The organism is Acetobacterium sp. K1/6, from assembly GCF_034438075.1.
Lineage (GTDB): Bacteria > Bacillota > Clostridia > Eubacteriales > Eubacteriaceae > Acetobacterium > Acetobacterium carbinolicum.
In genome coordinates, this window is the sequence record NZ_JAXQGA010000012.1 from 32,880 (window position 1) to 48,689 (window position 15,810).

The 15,810-nt window shown below is 40.2% G+C and carries 21 protein-coding genes; 15 read left to right on the top strand and 6 right to left on the bottom strand.

Going from position 1 to position 15,810, the window contains the following annotated elements; all coding sequences use genetic code 11:
• The first annotated feature begins 3 nt into the window (after positions 1-3).
• The 10 genes from U2P91_RS11610 (at position 4) to U2P91_RS11655 (ending at position 9,414) form a co-directional block, all read left to right on the top strand.
• A complete protein-coding gene (locus U2P91_RS11610) occupies positions 4-3,060 on the top strand; it encodes a PAS domain S-box protein (protein WP_322519673.1) in 3,057 nt (1,018 codons plus the stop codon).
• A gap of 64 nt (positions 3,061-3,124) precedes the next feature.
• Complete coding sequence (locus U2P91_RS11615) at positions 3,125-3,529, top strand: response regulator (protein ID WP_322519674.1); 405 nt, start codon at positions 3,125-3,127, stop codon at positions 3,527-3,529.
• Positions 3,530-3,825: 296 nt separating this feature from the next.
• The gene (locus U2P91_RS11620) at positions 3,826-4,185 is read left to right on the top strand and encodes an ArsR/SmtB family transcription factor (protein WP_111886445.1); all 360 of its coding nucleotides are present in this window, start codon (positions 3,826-3,828) and stop codon (positions 4,183-4,185) included.
• Positions 4,186-4,216: 31 nt separating this feature from the next.
• Positions 4,217-5,221: a permease gene (locus U2P91_RS11625; RefSeq protein WP_322519675.1), complete on the top strand. Its 1,005-nt coding sequence runs from the start codon at positions 4,217-4,219 to the stop codon at positions 5,219-5,221.
• Positions 5,222-5,278: 57 nt separating this feature from the next.
• Positions 5,279-6,205, top strand: a complete 927-nt coding sequence (locus U2P91_RS11630) for a cation diffusion facilitator family transporter (RefSeq protein WP_322519676.1) — start codon at positions 5,279-5,281, stop codon at positions 6,203-6,205.
• A 25-nt stretch (positions 6,206-6,230) separates the two neighbouring features.
• Positions 6,231-6,713, top strand: coding sequence for a permease (locus U2P91_RS11635; RefSeq protein WP_242988731.1), 483 nt, complete (start codon positions 6,231-6,233; stop codon positions 6,711-6,713).
• Positions 6,710-7,249: a permease gene (locus U2P91_RS11640; protein WP_111886447.1), complete on the top strand. Its 540-nt coding sequence runs from the start codon at positions 6,710-6,712 to the stop codon at positions 7,247-7,249. The genes U2P91_RS11635 and U2P91_RS11640 overlap by 4 nt, the downstream gene beginning before the upstream one ends.
• A 91-nt stretch (positions 7,250-7,340) precedes the next feature.
• Complete coding sequence (locus U2P91_RS11645; RefSeq protein ID WP_322519677.1) at positions 7,341-8,213, top strand: universal stress protein; 873 nt, start codon at positions 7,341-7,343, stop codon at positions 8,211-8,213.
• Between the two features lie 27 nt (positions 8,214-8,240).
• A complete protein-coding gene (locus U2P91_RS11650; protein WP_322519678.1) occupies positions 8,241-8,474 on the top strand; it encodes a thioredoxin family protein in 234 nt (77 codons plus the stop codon).
• A gap of 289 nt (positions 8,475-8,763) precedes the next feature.
• Complete coding sequence (locus U2P91_RS11655) at positions 8,764-9,414, top strand: class I SAM-dependent methyltransferase (protein WP_322519679.1); 651 nt, start codon at positions 8,764-8,766, stop codon at positions 9,412-9,414.
• A 271-nt stretch (positions 9,415-9,685) separates the two neighbouring features.
• Here the strand turns inward: U2P91_RS11655 and U2P91_RS11660 are convergent, their stop codons facing one another.
• The 4 genes from U2P91_RS11660 to U2P91_RS11675 all read right to left on the bottom strand — a co-directional run bounded on the left by U2P91_RS11660 (position 9,686) and on the right by U2P91_RS11675 (position 11,379).
• Positions 9,686-10,105: an arsenate reductase ArsC gene (locus tag U2P91_RS11660; protein ID WP_322519680.1), complete on the bottom strand. Its 420-nt coding sequence runs from the start codon at positions 10,103-10,105 to the stop codon at positions 9,686-9,688.
• Positions 10,106-10,129: 24 nt separating this feature from the next.
• Positions 10,130-10,561 (bottom strand): arsenate reductase ArsC, encoded by a 432-nt coding sequence (locus U2P91_RS11665; protein WP_304888902.1) that lies wholly within the window; start codon positions 10,559-10,561, stop codon positions 10,130-10,132.
• A gap of 130 nt (positions 10,562-10,691) precedes the next feature.
• Positions 10,692-11,057, bottom strand: a complete 366-nt coding sequence (locus tag U2P91_RS11670) for a putative zinc-binding protein (protein ID WP_322519681.1) — start codon at positions 11,055-11,057, stop codon at positions 10,692-10,694.
• 16 nt (positions 11,058-11,073) lie between these two features.
• The gene (locus U2P91_RS11675; protein ID WP_111886454.1) at positions 11,074-11,379 is read right to left on the bottom strand and encodes an ArsR/SmtB family transcription factor; all 306 of its coding nucleotides are present in this window, start codon (positions 11,377-11,379) and stop codon (positions 11,074-11,076) included.
• 184 nt (positions 11,380-11,563) lie between these two features.
• Here U2P91_RS11675 and U2P91_RS11680 point away from each other — a divergent pair, with 184 nt between their 5' ends.
• The 5 genes from U2P91_RS11680 to U2P91_RS11700 are packed head-to-tail and all read left to right on the top strand — an operon-like array spanning position 11,564 to position 13,884.
• Positions 11,564-11,935 (top strand): hypothetical protein, encoded by a 372-nt coding sequence (locus U2P91_RS11680; protein WP_111886455.1) that lies wholly within the window; start codon positions 11,564-11,566, stop codon positions 11,933-11,935.
• A gap of 2 nt (positions 11,936-11,937) precedes the next feature.
• Positions 11,938-12,240 (top strand): 4Fe-4S dicluster domain-containing protein, encoded by a 303-nt coding sequence (locus tag U2P91_RS11685; RefSeq protein ID WP_111886456.1) that lies wholly within the window; start codon positions 11,938-11,940, stop codon positions 12,238-12,240.
• Positions 12,233-13,081, top strand: coding sequence for a glycine cleavage system protein GcvH (gene gcvH, locus U2P91_RS11690; RefSeq protein WP_322519682.1), 849 nt, complete (start codon positions 12,233-12,235; stop codon positions 13,079-13,081). Before U2P91_RS11685 ends, gcvH begins: the two co-directional genes overlap by 8 nt.
• Positions 13,074-13,475: a putative zinc-binding protein gene (locus U2P91_RS11695; RefSeq protein ID WP_111886458.1), complete on the top strand. Its 402-nt coding sequence runs from the start codon at positions 13,074-13,076 to the stop codon at positions 13,473-13,475. The genes gcvH and U2P91_RS11695 overlap by 8 nt, the downstream gene beginning before the upstream one ends.
• 1 nt (position 13,476) lies before the next feature.
• Positions 13,477-13,884, top strand: coding sequence for a putative zinc-binding protein (locus tag U2P91_RS11700; RefSeq protein ID WP_322519683.1), 408 nt, complete (start codon positions 13,477-13,479; stop codon positions 13,882-13,884).
• Positions 13,885-14,086: 202 nt separating this feature from the next.
• Here the strand turns inward: U2P91_RS11700 and U2P91_RS11705 are convergent, their stop codons facing one another.
• A complete protein-coding gene (locus U2P91_RS11705; RefSeq protein ID WP_322519684.1) occupies positions 14,087-14,626 on the bottom strand; it encodes a (Fe-S)-binding protein in 540 nt (179 codons plus the stop codon).
• Entirely contained in the window at positions 14,626-15,777 is a 1,152-nt protein-coding gene (locus tag U2P91_RS11710) for an aminotransferase class V-fold PLP-dependent enzyme (protein ID WP_322519685.1), read from the bottom strand. The genes U2P91_RS11705 and U2P91_RS11710 overlap by 1 nt, the downstream gene beginning before the upstream one ends.
• Between the last annotated feature and the right edge of the window lie 33 nt (positions 15,778-15,810).

The window sequence follows — 15,810 nt, forward strand, 5'->3', positions numbered from 1 at the left end:
AAAATGTTGAAAGAGAAGCGGTTGAATACTGAAGATAATTTCGTTCAGGAATTTAATGCTATTTCAGTTGGAGTAGTGGTGATGGATGAAGAGGCAAAAATTGCCAATGTCAATGAGCCACTGCTTAACTATTTCAATCGGAAAAGAGAAGACTTTATTGGAAAACACTTTGGCAATGCGATACAGTGCAAAAGCAGCCGCTTAAACAAACGCGGTTGCGGCTTTGACCCGTCTTGTGAGTTCTGTGAACTGAGAAATGCGGTAACAAAGATTCTGGAGTTCGAAGATGAACCGATTAAAATAGAATTTAAGAAAAGTATTTTTGTTGACGATGAGGAGAATGATTATTGGTTCAGAGTTAGCGTTGCCCCGTTAATGCGGGAACATATAAGAAATGCAGTGGTAACCTTCGAAGATATTACTGAGCGCAAAAATCGAGAGCTATCTCTGGAACAGTCCCGGGATTATTATTACCGGATGTTTGAAAACTTTCCTACCTTGATCTGGAAAATGGACCGGGAAGGAAATGTGGTTTACTTTAACCGCGGTTGGTTCTTGTTTACCGGTAAGCAAAACGAAGACTATCTGGGAATAAAATGGATGGACTTGATTCATCCTGAGGATCGCAATTTTTATCTGGAAATGAAGAATCAGGCCTTTCGTAGTAAAAGATCTTTCAGCGTTTCATACCGTATTCTGCATGCCAGCGGTAATTATCGCTGGCTTGAGGGCATTTACAGTCCATCCTTTGAAGAGGATGGAAGTTATGGTGGTTATATTGGCATTGGAATTGACATTACTGATCGAAAAAAACTGGAAGAGGGACTGATCCGTTATAAAATGCTGGCGGAAAAGGTTCGAGACACCATTCTTTTTGTCGAAATAAACGGCAAAATAATCGATGCCAATAATGCTGCTGTCCAGCTCTATGGCTATAAGCGACGAGAACTGTTAAACCTTTTAGTCTTTGATTTAATTGAAGGTGGAAAATCTGTAGCGATTGAGGAAATGGAGCATGGGGATAAGGATGGCGTCTTTTTTGAAACCATTCATAAACGGAGAGATGGTACCCTGATTCCGGTTGAGGTCAGTGCTAAAGCCACAAAAATGAATGAAAAACGGGTGATTATCTGTATTATCCGAGATATTTCTGAACGGAAAAATGCTGAAAATGCTCTTGTTGACAGTGAAGAAAAGTTTCGTCAGGTTTTTCACAATTCGTCTGACGCAATTTTTGTTCAGGATATTAATGAAGATGGCTCCCATGGTCGACTCATTGAAGTCAATCAGACTGCTGGAGATATGTTTTATTACGCCTACGAGGAGTTTTTTAGATTTGCGGATCCCGTTTTTAAATTGATTGACTCAACCATCGAGGCAGAGAAATATTGTAAAGAGGTGCTTGAAAAAAGTCAGATTGCCATCAAGGCCTTAGCTAAACGAAAAGACGACACGACCCTGCCAGTGGAGCTATTATGTAGCCACTGTTATTTAAATAGGAAAAAGGTAGCCATTACGATTGTCCGCGATATCAGCGAGCGACTGGCTGTGGAGCAGGCATTAAAATTGGCTAAGGAAGAAGCAGAAAGTGCCAATCAGGCCAAAAGTGAATTTTTGGCAAATATGAGTCATGAAATCAGAACGCCATTAAATGGGATTGTTGGGATGGTCAATTTAATGCGTTTATCCAATTTGAATCAGGAACAACAGGAGAACATCAAAATCATCAAAACTTGCGTCAATGCTCTACTCAATGTGATCAATGATATCCTTGATTTTTCAAAAATGGAAGCCGGAAAACTGGAGATCAAAAAGAAAAACTGTGACATTAAAGCCCTGGTGGAACACACCATCAAAGCTCAGTCGCCGGCAGCGACAGGTAAGGGTATTGAAATTAGTTATGCGTTCTCAGCGGCTGTACCCCAATATGTGATGGGGGATTTTCATCGGATTCAGCAAATTCTCAATAACCTGATCAGTAATGCCATCAAATTTACCGATACCGGTGAGGTGTGGGTCAAGGTTAAGAGACTGGCGGCAAAAGATAATTTGGTTGAACTTCTTTTTGTGGTGGAAGACACTGGCATCGGGATTGCGGAAGAAAACCGGCAACGGATTTTTGAAAGCTTTAGCCAGGTGGATGGCTCCTTTACCCGCCGTTTCGGGGGAACCGGTTTGGGGCTTGCGATAACCAAGCAATTGGTGGAACTGATGGGCGGAAGAATCTGGATCGAAAGTACAGAGGGCGTTGGTAGTCGGTTTTATTTTCAGCTTACCTTTGAGCCGGGTTCCATTAAAGAGCGGCAATCGGAAAAACAGCCCGATTATTTTAAGATCAATCAGCAGTATAAAATCCTTCTGACTGAAGACGACAAGGTTAACCAACTTGTTATTGCCCGGATGCTCAACGAATGTGGTTATGGGGTAGATATTGCCGGAAATGGTTTTGAAGCACTGGAAATGGTTAAAAAAAACAGCTATGATATTATTCTAATGGATATTCAAATGCCGGAAATGGATGGTATTGAAGCCACTAAGCGGATCAGGGCAATCAATCAGGATACTCCGGTGTTGGCTATTACCGCTTATGCGCTCCACGGAGATCGGGAAAAATTTTTGTCCCAGGGGTTGGATGGCTACATATCAAAACCGATTAAAGTAGAAAAGCTGGTTGAGGAAATTGAAAAATGCATCAACCGTAAGGAAGAGACAAGGAAGACCGGTGATTTTGAAATGTATATCGGTGCTAATGGGGAAATTGTTATTAAGGAAAAGAAGGCCCCAGTTCTTCAGAGTGGCAAGGTAACTGATGCTGAAAAAGAAGAACAACTGTCGGAGTTGATCAATGAGCTAAATGATCAGGTGGCAGCCGGGAAATTAGCGGAATTTGAAAAAATGGCAAATCAGATCAAAAAGCTTTCCATTGCTTTAGACATTGAAGACTTAAAGGTGGTTGCTTTTAAAATAGAATTGGATATTAGACGGGGGAATTTTGAAGCCGCAGCCGAAAAGGTCGATCAGATTAATCATATTTATTCGGTATACAAAAGAACAGTATAAAAGAATCGGACAATCTAAAAGTGACAAAAGACATTAGATTCAATGTAAGAAAGGTAGGAATAAAATGAAAATATTAATTGTAGAAGATGACATGGTAAGTCGACGCTTTTTAGGGAAGTTTTTAGCTCAGTATGGAGAATGCGATATTGTTGTAGATGGAATGGAAGCCTTGGATGCGTATCTCATCGCGATTAAAGAAGAAGACCCCTATGATCTCATCTGTTTGGATATTATGATGCCAAAGGTAGATGGGGTGAAGGTGCTTAAAGCCATCCGCGATTTTGAAGTGCAACGTGGAATCCTGCCTGAAGAAAAGGTCAAAATCATTATCATTACCGCACTGGCCGATACCGAATTTGTGAATACCGCCTTTGATTTGGGCTGTGAAGCTTATGCGGCCAAGCCGGTTGATACGGATAAACTGGTTGAGGTCATGAATAAGTTAGGTGTGATCAAAGTCGATCAGTAAGACAAAGTCTTTTTATCGGTGTGATTTTAATGAAAATATGATCGAATAGCGTGAACGAAATATGTTGGTGAACTAAAAAATAATCGCAGCAAGTGATGTGAAAAATACTGTTTAGTGGCAGCTGTATCAGGGTACTTTATGATACAGCTGCTTTTTTATGTCGTGATATATTTTTAGTTGGCTAATTTTGATATGTAGCTTGACAAGAGTTGATAACAGGTGTAATATAATCATATGCTTATGTAAGCATGTGATTATAGAAACAGACTTATCCAAAAATATGAAAGGAATCTGCAATGAAATCACTCATTAATATTTTTAAAGTTCTGTCAGATGAGACAAGGCTTCGCATTATTCTTTTGCTTACCCAAAGTGAGTTGTGTGTTTGTGAACTTAGTTATATTTTAGATGTTTCTCAACCAAATGTTTCCAAAAACCTGGCAAAATTAAAAGAATTAAGCCTCGTTACTTCACAACGAAAAGAGAAATATATTTTTTATCAGTTAAGAAATGACAATATGATTTTAACACATATCTTGAACGATATTCTGGACAATCTTGAGGATTATCCGCAGCTTGTCACTGATCAAAACAGAAATGATGGTAATCTAAAATGGCTCGACCAATGTTGTAATCATCGGTTGAATAAACAGTAAAAAATTATTAAATAAGTTAGGAGATGATCTCATGTTTGTATTTGAATGGTTGAATAATCAATTGTTGAAAATGGAGTGGCTTAATTATTTAGTCGCTCAATTGGTGCAAAATGTATTTGGACTGGATACCCAGAGTCAACTAGGGGGGAGCTTACAGTTTTTTATTTATGATGTTATTAAAATATTCATCCTCCTATCTGTTCTGATTTTTCTGATTTCTTATATTCAAAGTTTTTTCCCACCGGAACGAACCCGCAAAATACTGGGCAATTTTAAAGGCATTCCAGCCAATATATTAGGGGCATTGCTGGGGACCATCACGCCTTTTTGTTCCTGTTCATCGATCCCACTTTTCATCGGTTTTACCAGTGCGGGATTACCTATTGGTGTGACCTTTTCATTTCTGATTTCATCGCCCCTGGTGGATCTGGCTTCGGTTATTCTACTGGCCAGCATTTTTAACTGGCAAATTGCCATTGCTTATGTCATTGTTGGTTTGATACTGGCGGTGTTAGGCGGGACCATCATTGGCAAAGCAAAGCTTGAAGACTATGTCGAACCCTTTGTTTACAGTAATAAGATGGTTGAAACAGATCAGGAAACATTGACAATTAAAGATCGCATCGGTTTTGCAAAAGATCAGGTTCTGGAGATCGCCGGCAAGGTGTGGTTATATATCTTGATTGGGGTTGGAATTGGTGCTGTTATTCATAATTGGATACCGGAAGAAATTATCTCAGCAGTTCTTGGCCAAGATAAGTGGTATTCGGTGCTAATTGCAACGTTAGTTGGCATTCCCATGTATGCGGATATATTTGGGACCCTTCCCATTGCTGAAGCACTAGTTTCTAAAGGTGCAGGTCTTGGTACCGTATTAGCATTTATGATGGCAGTAACGGCACTGTCTTTACCATCAATGATCATGCTTAAGAAGGTGGTCAAAACAAAATTGCTGGTGATTTTTGCAGGAATTGTTACGGTTGGGATTTTGATAATCGGCTTTAGTTTCAACGCCTTTGGTTATCTGTTTTTGTAAAGAACTTAAACAAACATTTTAGTAAAGATAAAAATAGTGAAAGAGAAGTGAAGTACCGTGGAAGATAATCATACCCAAAACCATGATTACGAAAAACATCGGCACACCCATGATCATTCCAATCTGTCCGGCAAAAAAATATTTTGGGTGACGGTATTAAATGCTATTATTACGATGACTGAAATAATCGGCGGTATTCTTTCGGGCAGTTTAGCATTGCTATCTGATGCACTACACAACTTAAGTGACACGATTGCCATTGCAATGTCATATTTTGCCAATCGACTTGCTCAAAAAGCCCGGGATGAAAAGCGAACTTATGGATATAAACGCGCTGAAATATTGGCAGCCTTGGTGAATGCAACCGTATTATTGGCTTTATCGGCTTTATTGATTATTGAAGCCATCAAACGGTGGCAGTCACCAGAGACTATTAATGGGTTGATGATGATGATTGTTGCCTTTGTGGGACTGATCGCCAATTTTATTTCCGTTTTTTTATTGGAAAAAGATTCACACAATAATTTAAATATCAAATCCAGTTATTTGCACTTAATCAGTGATACGGTTTCATCGATTGGTGTATTGATTGGCGGTGTTGCGATTCAGTTATGGGGCATCATTTGGATTGATCCGCTGATCACAGCCCTGATTTCGATCTATATTATTCGGGAAACCTGGCAGATCATCAAAAAAACGGTCAATATTCTGATGCAGTCATCGGCGCCTCTGAATTACGAGGCTATCAAAACAGAAATTGAAAAAATGGAAAAGGTTAAAAATATTCATCATGTTCATACTTGGATGTCTGATGAAAAAACGGTTTACTTTGAAGCGCATGTCGAAATGGAAGATATGCTGTTATCTGAGGTTTGTCTCATTACTGATAAAATTGAGCATTTACTTAAAGAAAAAGAAGGTATTTATCATGTGACATTACAGGCGGAAGTTGACAAATGTTGTGATAAACGGTTGTTTAAATAAATTAATTTTGTAAAGGTTGTGAGAAATTGTGAATATTGCACTTTATGTTGTTACGGGTGTGCTGTTGCTCGTCTCGTTTTATAAAGATAAGAAAAAAACAAAAATGGCATTAAAAAAAGCCTGGAAAGCGTTTGAAAATATTTTGCCGGAATTTCTGGTGGTGATCTTACTGGTCGGTTTATTGCTAGCCATTATGAATCCGGAAATGATTTCAAGTATTATTGGTGATAAATCTGGTTGGTTTGGGGTGATTCTGGCGGCTGTTATTGGATCGATTACCTTGATTCCCGGATTTGTAGCCTTTCCAATGACAGCATTGCTTTTAGACGGTGGGGCTGGTTATATGCAAATTGGTGCCTTTATTTCAGCACTCATGATGGTAGGGATCGTGACCATACCGGTTGAAATAAAATATTTCGGCAAGAAATTAACGATCTATCGAAATGTTCTGGCATTTTTATTTTCTTTTGTGGTGGCATTGGTGATTGGAGTGGTGATGAATCTATGAAAAAAATAGTAAAACGCTATCGCGCATTTCTGGTTGTATTAGGGATTATGTTGGTCATTACGCTTTTTAATAACGACCTGGGGATAAAAGCATTTGGCGTTACTGGTTATTCTTTAAAAGAGATGGTCTTAGTGATTCCGCCGGTTTTTGTATTGCTGGGGCTTCTGGATATTTGGGTTCCCCGGGAAACGATGATTAAATATATGGGCGAAGGCTCTGGTTTAAAAGGAATTATCCTGGCCTTTTTTATCGGTTCGGCAGCGGCTGGACCGCTATATGGGGCATTTCCGATTGCCGCTGTTTTTATGAAAAAAGGGGTGAAGTTCAGTAATGTTATGATTTTTATCGGAGCCTGGTCAACAACAAAAATACCGATGTTCTTGTTTGAAATGACATCGATGGGCGCAAAATTTGCAATCACCCGATTACTGATTGATATTCCCGGAATTATTATTATTGCATTTATTTTATCTGCATTGATGAAAGGAGATGAAATTAAGGTGATCTATGAAAATGCGGAACATTTTGATGACTAAAAAACGGTTGTTTATGGACGTATCGTTATAATCATGATAGATCGGGTAATTTAAGAGTAGTGTTTTGTCGATTTAGAAAGGAAGTATTGTCATGTTTAGTCGAATTGTTATTGCGTCTGAGATGTCACCAGCTGCTTTTAATATGCTTCATTGTCTGGAAAGCGTGAAAGAGTTAGGGGTAAAAGAATCTCTATTGTTACAATGTCTGAGTTCCTATGACCTGGATTCAAGAATTTCGTCCTTTTATACGGCTGTTGCTGAAGCAAATCTCAATGAACAGAAAGTATTGCTGGAAAAAATGGGGTATCTGGTTAACACCCGTGTTGTGACGGGTCATATAAAAAACGAAATCAATCGCATTGCCGTACAAGAAGATTATTCCATGATGGTCGTGGGAGCTCCGGAACACTCGATGGTCGGGGAGGTTTTCTTTGGTGGTACAGCCCACGAAGTGATTCTTCATGCCCAAAAACCGGTGCTTTTGATCCGAATTGTTAATGAACCGGAGGCACGTTTGAAATTGATGAAATCCTGTAACCTGATTGAGCATATTCTGTTTCCCACTGATTTCTCTGAAAACGCCAAAAAAACATTTGAGGTTGTCAAAAAAATGGTAACAGATGGAGTAAAAAAGGTTACGTTGATGCATGTCATCGACAAAGCAGTGGTAGAACCCTATCTTAAAGAAAGCCTTTCGGATTTTATCCGTTTGGACAACACCAGACTTCAGGCGATGAAAGTGGAACTACAGTCAATTGGAGATGTGGAAGTTGATGTGCAACTGCCAATCGGTTTGCCCGCGGGAGAGATTATCAAAGCAGTTCAGGAAAATAATATTTCTATGGTAGTTATGGGCTCGCAAGGGCGGGGCTTCTTAAATGAAGTATTTTTAGGGAGTGTCAGCCATCAGGTGGCCAGACATTCGTCCGCTTCGATGCTATTAATTCCTGCTAATCGGGAATAGTATAAAATAGATTAAAGGAGAAATGATATGATTATTAAAGTATTGGGACCAGGTTGTAAAAATTGTAAAAAATTGGAAGCTAACACGAGAGCAGCACTAAAAGAGTTGGAGATTGAAGCATCGATTGAAAAAGTGGAAAGTATGGAGGAAATTATGGCCTACGGGATTATGTCAACACCAGCGTTGGTGGTAGATGAAGAGGTGAAATTTGCAGGCAAGATCCCTTCAGTTAAAGAACTCAAGAAATATTTACAGTCCTAATAAAAAAAGATCAGTGGCTCAATTATGGGCAAACTGATCTTTTTAAGTTGCTAGTAATTATAATTAATTTGCGTTTACTTTGATTTAGGTGCATGTGTTCCTCCAATATAACGATATGTAAATTTTAAAGATAGCATAAATATTAAGCGATGACTATTAAAAAAAAGATAAAAACTGGTATTTATAGTAAAGAATTGTTATAATAGCAATTTAGATCAGGATACGATAAAAATGATTTTCCAGTGCGGAGGAGTCATTTTTAGTTATGTGTAAATAGAACGGAGTTATTTTGAACCATCACTGTAAAATCTGTGGTAGCCAAACCCGGGAAATTGTTATCGAAACCCTTGGGGCGGCTTATTATTATTGCGAAGCCTGTGAGTTTATCGCAAAAGACGAAAACCTGAAACTTAGTCATGAAGAAGAACTTGGAATATATGAAACCCATGAAAATTCCATTGAAGATCCCCGCTATGTTGCCTATTTTAAAAAATTTCTTGACGCGGCGGTCTTTAACCATTACCCAAAGCCGGGTTATGGTTTGGATTTTGGTAGTGGTCCCTCACCGGTGTTAGCCACGCTACTGGAACGGGATTATGGTCTGACCATGGATATTTATGATCACTTTTATTCACCTCAAAAGGTTTATGTTGGAAAAAAATATGATCTGGTGACATCAACCGAAGTGGTGGAACATCTGGATGATCCGCTGGCGTATTTCAGCTTATTTGAAAGTTTGCTCAAAGACGAGGGCATTTTATCAATCATGACGCTTTTTCATCATAATGATAATAACGCTTTTAGAACCTGGCATTATGTCCGGGACCAGTCCCATCGATCCTTTTATACAGTTAAAACACTTGAAGTAATTGCCGAAAAAACCGGACTAGAACTGATTGATACCAATCATCATCGTTATTCTACCTTCAGAAAAAGCTAAAGAGTTTAGGGATATAACGCAATAAAGTTTAGATAAATACGAAAGGAAAGCATCGATGTCAATAAAAAAAATAGAGACTATAGAGAAGAAGTCAAACGATTGGAGGAGACCAAAACCTATCTGGAAAATAACATCGGGACCGTGGCGGAAAAACGAATCCGCTACGACATCGAACAAAAATAAGAAGCTAATACCAATTATATAAAGACATCAAATAATTAAAAACAAAGACAAAAGCCGGGAAATTTAAAAATTTCCCGGCTTTTGTCTTTTAAGAAGTAAGAAGAAGGATGTTATTTTGGATGTTATCGGCTAGTTTTTTTACATTGTTCTCAATCTGGTCAATGATTGCCATAAATTCTTCATCACTTTTTCCAGATGGGTCTTCCAGTCCCCAGTCTTCAACATAACGGCTGGGTAGGTAGGGGCAGATGACGTTGCACCCCATTTTGATGACTATGTCTATGGGAGGAAGATCGGTCAGTAACTTCGATTGCTGAGTAGCTTCCATATCAATATGGTAACGTTCTTTGATTAAACGGACGGCATCCTGATTGATTTGCGGTTTGGTTTCGGTGCCGGCTGAATAGCTTTCAAAGACATCGCTGGCAAATTTTTTGCCCAGGGCTTCGGCCATCTGGCTCCGGCAGGAATTATGGACACAGATAAAGGCGACTTTGGGTTTGCTCATTATTTTCTCCTGTTTTATAAAAATCTAAATGGAATCTTTGTAGGTATTAATCAGATCAATGACATTTTCGCGGATTTTATAGCGCAGATGTCGAGCCTTTTCAAGTTTTTCCTCTTCGGTACCGGTAAAAGCAGCCGGATCTTCAAAGTTCCAGTCAAGCACATTCCTGGCCAGTGGAAAAACCGGACAACGCTGGCCATTTTCCAGATCACAAACCTTAATAATATAGGAATATAAACGACCCTCTTTATAATAATCGAATACCGAATTGGTATCGTTTTGACTGAGATCATATCCGACTTCAGCCATGACCTTGACAATCAGGGGGTTGATGGTGCCCGGCTCCAGACCGGCACTTTCAGCAATGAAATAGTCTTTCCCCAAATCGTTTAAAAAAGCTTCGGCCATCTGGCTTCTGGCAGAATTATGGACACAGACAAATAGTACTTTTATCATGTTTTTGACTCCTTATAACAAAGATTTGGCTATAAGCATATCATAATCAAAAAATACGAACGAGATAAGTTGTGTTAAATTTTGGTTTAATTAAAAATTTTCGGATCATGCAAAACTTCGAGACTTGCAATTACTGAGTAACTTCTAGAATTTTATCAAGGGCTTTCTGGACGTGTGCGATTTCTTTTTCAATATCATCCAGATTGGTATATTTTTCGTTGTGTTTGATATCATAATCCGGAGTCATAACAATTTCATCATAGTGTTCATAGCCCATGTCTTCGTAAGCCATCGAGGCACAGGTTGACGGACAGCCATTGAGCGAAATATACTTTTCACTGTCACCGGCCGCTTCAACCTCCGCAAGAATGTTCATGCTGACATGGGGGAGGATGGTGATGTTTTCCTCATCAATGATTCCAAAATACTGGGCAACGGTTTTTGTCATCATACTGACATTGCAATGTCCGGGACAGGGATAAATTTTAAGTTTCATAATAGTTACCTCTTTCTTAAGTTCTATTAAAAACCAGTGTTTCAAAATACTCTTCCACGGTTTGATCCATGGTACTTAATAGTTTTGCGATGCCTTTTAGTTTTACTCGATAATGCATTTCAACACCGATTTTTTTACTTTCCAATATTCCCGCTTCGCGTAGAATTTTTAAATGTTGGGACAGATTAGCCTGGCTAAAATCAAAAGAAAGGTTGAGATCACACACACAACGTGATTCGACCAGGAGTGATTTTACGATTTGTAAACGAATGGGATGGCCCAGCGCTTTGAAGATTTTTACAGAAACATCGTCAGCATTCATAAGTGGCCTCTTTTCTATTTGGTAATGTTACTGAACGCAAACAAAAACTGTTGATTCAATAACATTATAAGCAATTGCTTATTAAAAAGCAATCTTTATCTTTTACGCTTGACACCTATAAAGGTGAGGCGTATAATGTAGCTATCCATAAGGAAATAATTATATTACAAACGAGGTAGAAGATATGAGTCAAGAATTACCAGGTTTTATTATGTGTGTCTGTACCGGAAAATGTCCTGGATTTCAGGCCATGGACATTTGGGATTTTATCAATCAGGTGCGGGTTGAGTTACCGGTTGAATACGCTTTTATTCATCCGCAACTATGTGAGGAAGACGGCGATCGTTTCTTAGCCGATTTTTTAAAGTCCCATCGAAAAGTAATTATTGGTGCCTGTGCGCCCAATATGCAAAAGAAGATGTTTAAGGATGCCTTTAAAGAAGCGGGACTAAGTATTGAAGAAGATGCCGTGATGCTCGACATCCGCGATATGACCAATGAAAAAGCGTTTGAAGTGGTTGAGAATAAATTGGAAGAAATGGGATACGAGGTATAGTCATGAGCGAATCAACTTTTATGGGTGTCGAACGGGATCGGATTGATTGGTCTCCCCGAATTGATTTTACAAAATGTAACGATTGTATGGATTGTGTGGAATTTTGCCCTCATCAGGTCTTTGAAGTCGATGAAAACGCCAAGCCCAAACTAAAGGTTAAAAACCCTAATAACTGTGTTGTCTTTTGTCGCGCCTGCAGTAAAACCTGTGGTCCGGATGCGATTACATTTCCCGACAAACCGGAAACGACTAAGAAGATTAAAGCCATTCGTAAGGCAGAAAAAGAGGCGGCAACCGATGAGTAAATTGATTTGTGTATTGCCTTGTAATGGTTTGGATAAATGTGCTGGGGATCTGTCCCGACGTGTTGCCCTGGAGATGGCTCAATCAGAAGAAGTGGAGCTTATCTGTCCGGTTTTACTAAATCAGAATAAAAGTCGCTACGAGAAAGTTTTGGAAGCTGGCAGCTTAACGGTGATCGATGGTTGCAATACCCGCTGTGCCAGCAAACTAGCCGGAGATTTACAACTTGCCATCAAAGAAAAGATCAATGTCAGCGAGGTTGCCAAGGCTCTGGAGATCAAGCTGGGAGTTGAAATCCGCGAAGATGCGGACACTCTGGCAGTGGTTCAGGCGGTGCTGGAAAAAGTAAACAGTTCCACTGCAGAACCGCTCGAATCGGAATTCATTAAACCGGACTTAGTGGAATATGATTCTTTTTCTCATGGTAAGTTTATTTTTAAGGTGCCAAAAGCAAATTATTTTTTCAATGAAAATGACTGTTGGGTATCAGTATCAGGGAATATGGCCAGGGTCGGTGTTAGTGATTATGTGCAACAGAATCTCTCTGATATTCTCTATGTTGACCCGCCGGAAATCGGCGATCAATTTGAACAGTTTGACGATTTAGGTAGCATCGAATCCAGCAAAGCGGTATTTGAAATTATTTCACCGGTGTCTGGTACTGTGGTTGCTGTTAATACCGGTTTAAATGATGCCCCCGAGCAGGTTAATGAAAGCCCTTATGAAAAAGGCTGGCTGGTGGAGGTTCGTCTTAGTGATTTCGAAGAAGATCAGGATCTTCTCCATGATTGCCTGGCCTATTTTGAGATATTGAAGAGAAAGGTAGCAGAAATTGATGTCTAAAATAAAAGTAGTACCCTGTAGCGGGATCGGAAAAGTATTTGGCCTATTGGCCCGGGAATCAGTGCTGATGGTCACCGGGGAGAAATGTCCAAACGACACAGAAACCCTCTGTCTGGCTCATGTGGTCACTGGAGATGACGAAGTAGTGGGGAAGATTAAAGGCGAAACCTGCATCACCATGGATGGCTGCGCCAAGTATTGCGCCAAGAAGAGTATCGAAGAAACCGGTGGGATTGTTGCAAAAAGCCATAAGGTCCCAGATTTTATGAAAGCCCATCGTGGTGAAGAACATGGCACCGGAACCTATCTCACGGATGATGGCTGGAAATACGCCGAAGAACTGGCTGAGATTATGGTCGAAGAGATCAAAGCGATAAAGGGAGAGGTGAACTAAGATGCTAGGAAACAAAATTGGCGTTATTTCATGTAGTGGCGAAGAGTGCCTGGGTGGAACGATTTCCCGTCTGGCGGTTAGAAAAATGATGGAAGAACGAAGACCGGGGAAGGTATCCACCCTATGTTTACCTTTGTTTATTGCCGGTGATGGCGGCGAACGGGAATTTGCTGAAAAATATCCTACCATTGCTGTGGATGGCTGTTCAAAATGCTGTGCCAAACGGGCTATCGAAAAATATAGCAATAAAGTAGCTGGCAGTGTCGATGTAGCTGAAATTATTGGCGCTGACATAGCCCTTGAAAAGCCTTTATCAACACGTCATCTCACCGATTTACAGATGGAATTTGTGAAGCAAACAGCCGATAAAACCTGTCAGATTTTTGATGAGATTATAGCAAAACAATAAATTTGCGAAAAATTTAATAACGATATAAGTAGAATTAACTCTTTAATGTAGGGGCGATTATTAATTGCCGGCGCCCGGCGCAATTGCCAGTTCAATTGGCAAAATTCTTTAATCCAACGTATCTAGTAATAAAAAAGCCAGATCATTTTAAGTGAAGATCTGGCTTTTTTATTACTAACGATTATTTTTTCATAAACTAGAGTCAGTCGGTTTCATAACCAAGCAGTTGGAGATGGGCTTCCAGGCTTAAATAATTGGGAGCATATGCTTCTTCTTTCATGAGGGTACATTGGTTTAGCCGAGTGGTGCCTAAAATCAGTTTGGAGGCAAAGGCCATACAGGAACCCTGACCGCAGACCTTGCAGCCAACTTTTTTGGGTAACAATTTGTAGAGCTGGATGGCACTGGGTCGCTCTCGGGTCTCTTCATTAGGGACGATGTTATCTCGGTTTTCCCAGGTCTCATTAATCAGATTAAAGAGTTGATCGATCATCTCATAACACTCTGCTTCATTGGTTAACTGTGTACAGGTGAGATTTCGTTCATGGATATTGATAATATGACTGTCAATCTTGTAGGTGAAGGTTTGCGCTGATGGAAGATAAAGTCCGGTTTTTATGACAGTATTAAGATAAGGCATCACTTCAGGAACCGGGTTACTGAGTTTAGCACGAAATTTAATCCGACCACCACCGGTGGTACACGGTTTGATGTAAATAAGACTGATAGTTGAGAGGTACATTAGTTGTTCTCCTTTAAATAAGATTTTAAGCCATTGACCAGGGTATCGATATCCGCTGTTTCATTAAAATAGCCGATGCCGATGCGGCAGGTTCCCCGGCTAACGGTGCCAATCAGACGATGGGCACTGGGTGCACAATGTAAGCCGGAACGAATCATCACATGACATTCCTGATCCAGATAAAAAGCAATTTCTTCAGGGACGTGACCTGTAATATTAAACGGAATAACACCAACAGTTTTGGAAGAATCCCGGGGACCGTAAATCTCAAGCCCAGGGATCTCACTTAAAACGTTTAGTGCGTAGTCCATTAGGGTATCTTCTTTATGTCGGATTGTTTCCAGGCCTTCTGCTTCGAGAAATGCCAGGGCAGCACCCAGACCGATAATTCCGCTGACGTTCATGGTACCGGCTTCCAGATGGTTGGGGTAATAGTCTGGCTGGTATTCGTAGGCGGAGTCGCCGCCGGTGCCGCCAGAGATGAGGGGATCGATTTCAGCATTGCAATTAACGACCAATCCGCCGGTCCCCATCGGTCCTAAAAGGCTTTTATGTCCAGTAAAGGCCAAAAGATCAATGTTTTGTGCCTGGACATCAATCGGAATAACCCCGGCAGTTTGGGCAGCATCGACTAGTAAAAGGATGTTACGTTTTCGGGCTAAGGCACCGATTTCACCAATTGGTTGGATCGTCCCCAGCACATTGGAGGCATGGGTGAAGACGATAACTTTTGTATCGGGAGTGATGGCTGCTTCCACATCGCTGATATCTGTTTCACCCTGCTCTGTAGCCGGGACCATTGAAATATAAATCCCCAAATCCCGTTCCAGGGTTTTTAGGCATCGCCAGACGGCATTATGTTCCAGTGAACTGGTCACCACATGATCACCGGGTTTTAAGATGCCTTGAAGTGCCAGATTTAAAGATTCAGTAACGGAAGACGTGAAGACCACGGTCTTAGGATCATTATGGTTAAAGAGTTTTGCCAGTTTTTTTCTGGTCTGATAGACTAGACCATCGGCGATAATGGCTTTTTCATAAGATCCGCGACCGGAAGTTCCACCATTATTGACAATATAATCGTAAATTGCTTCGGGAACTGCCAGCGGTTTAGGAAAAGTGGTTGCAGCGTTATCTAAATAAATATCCATAATACACTCCTTCTATAATCAAATAATAATATG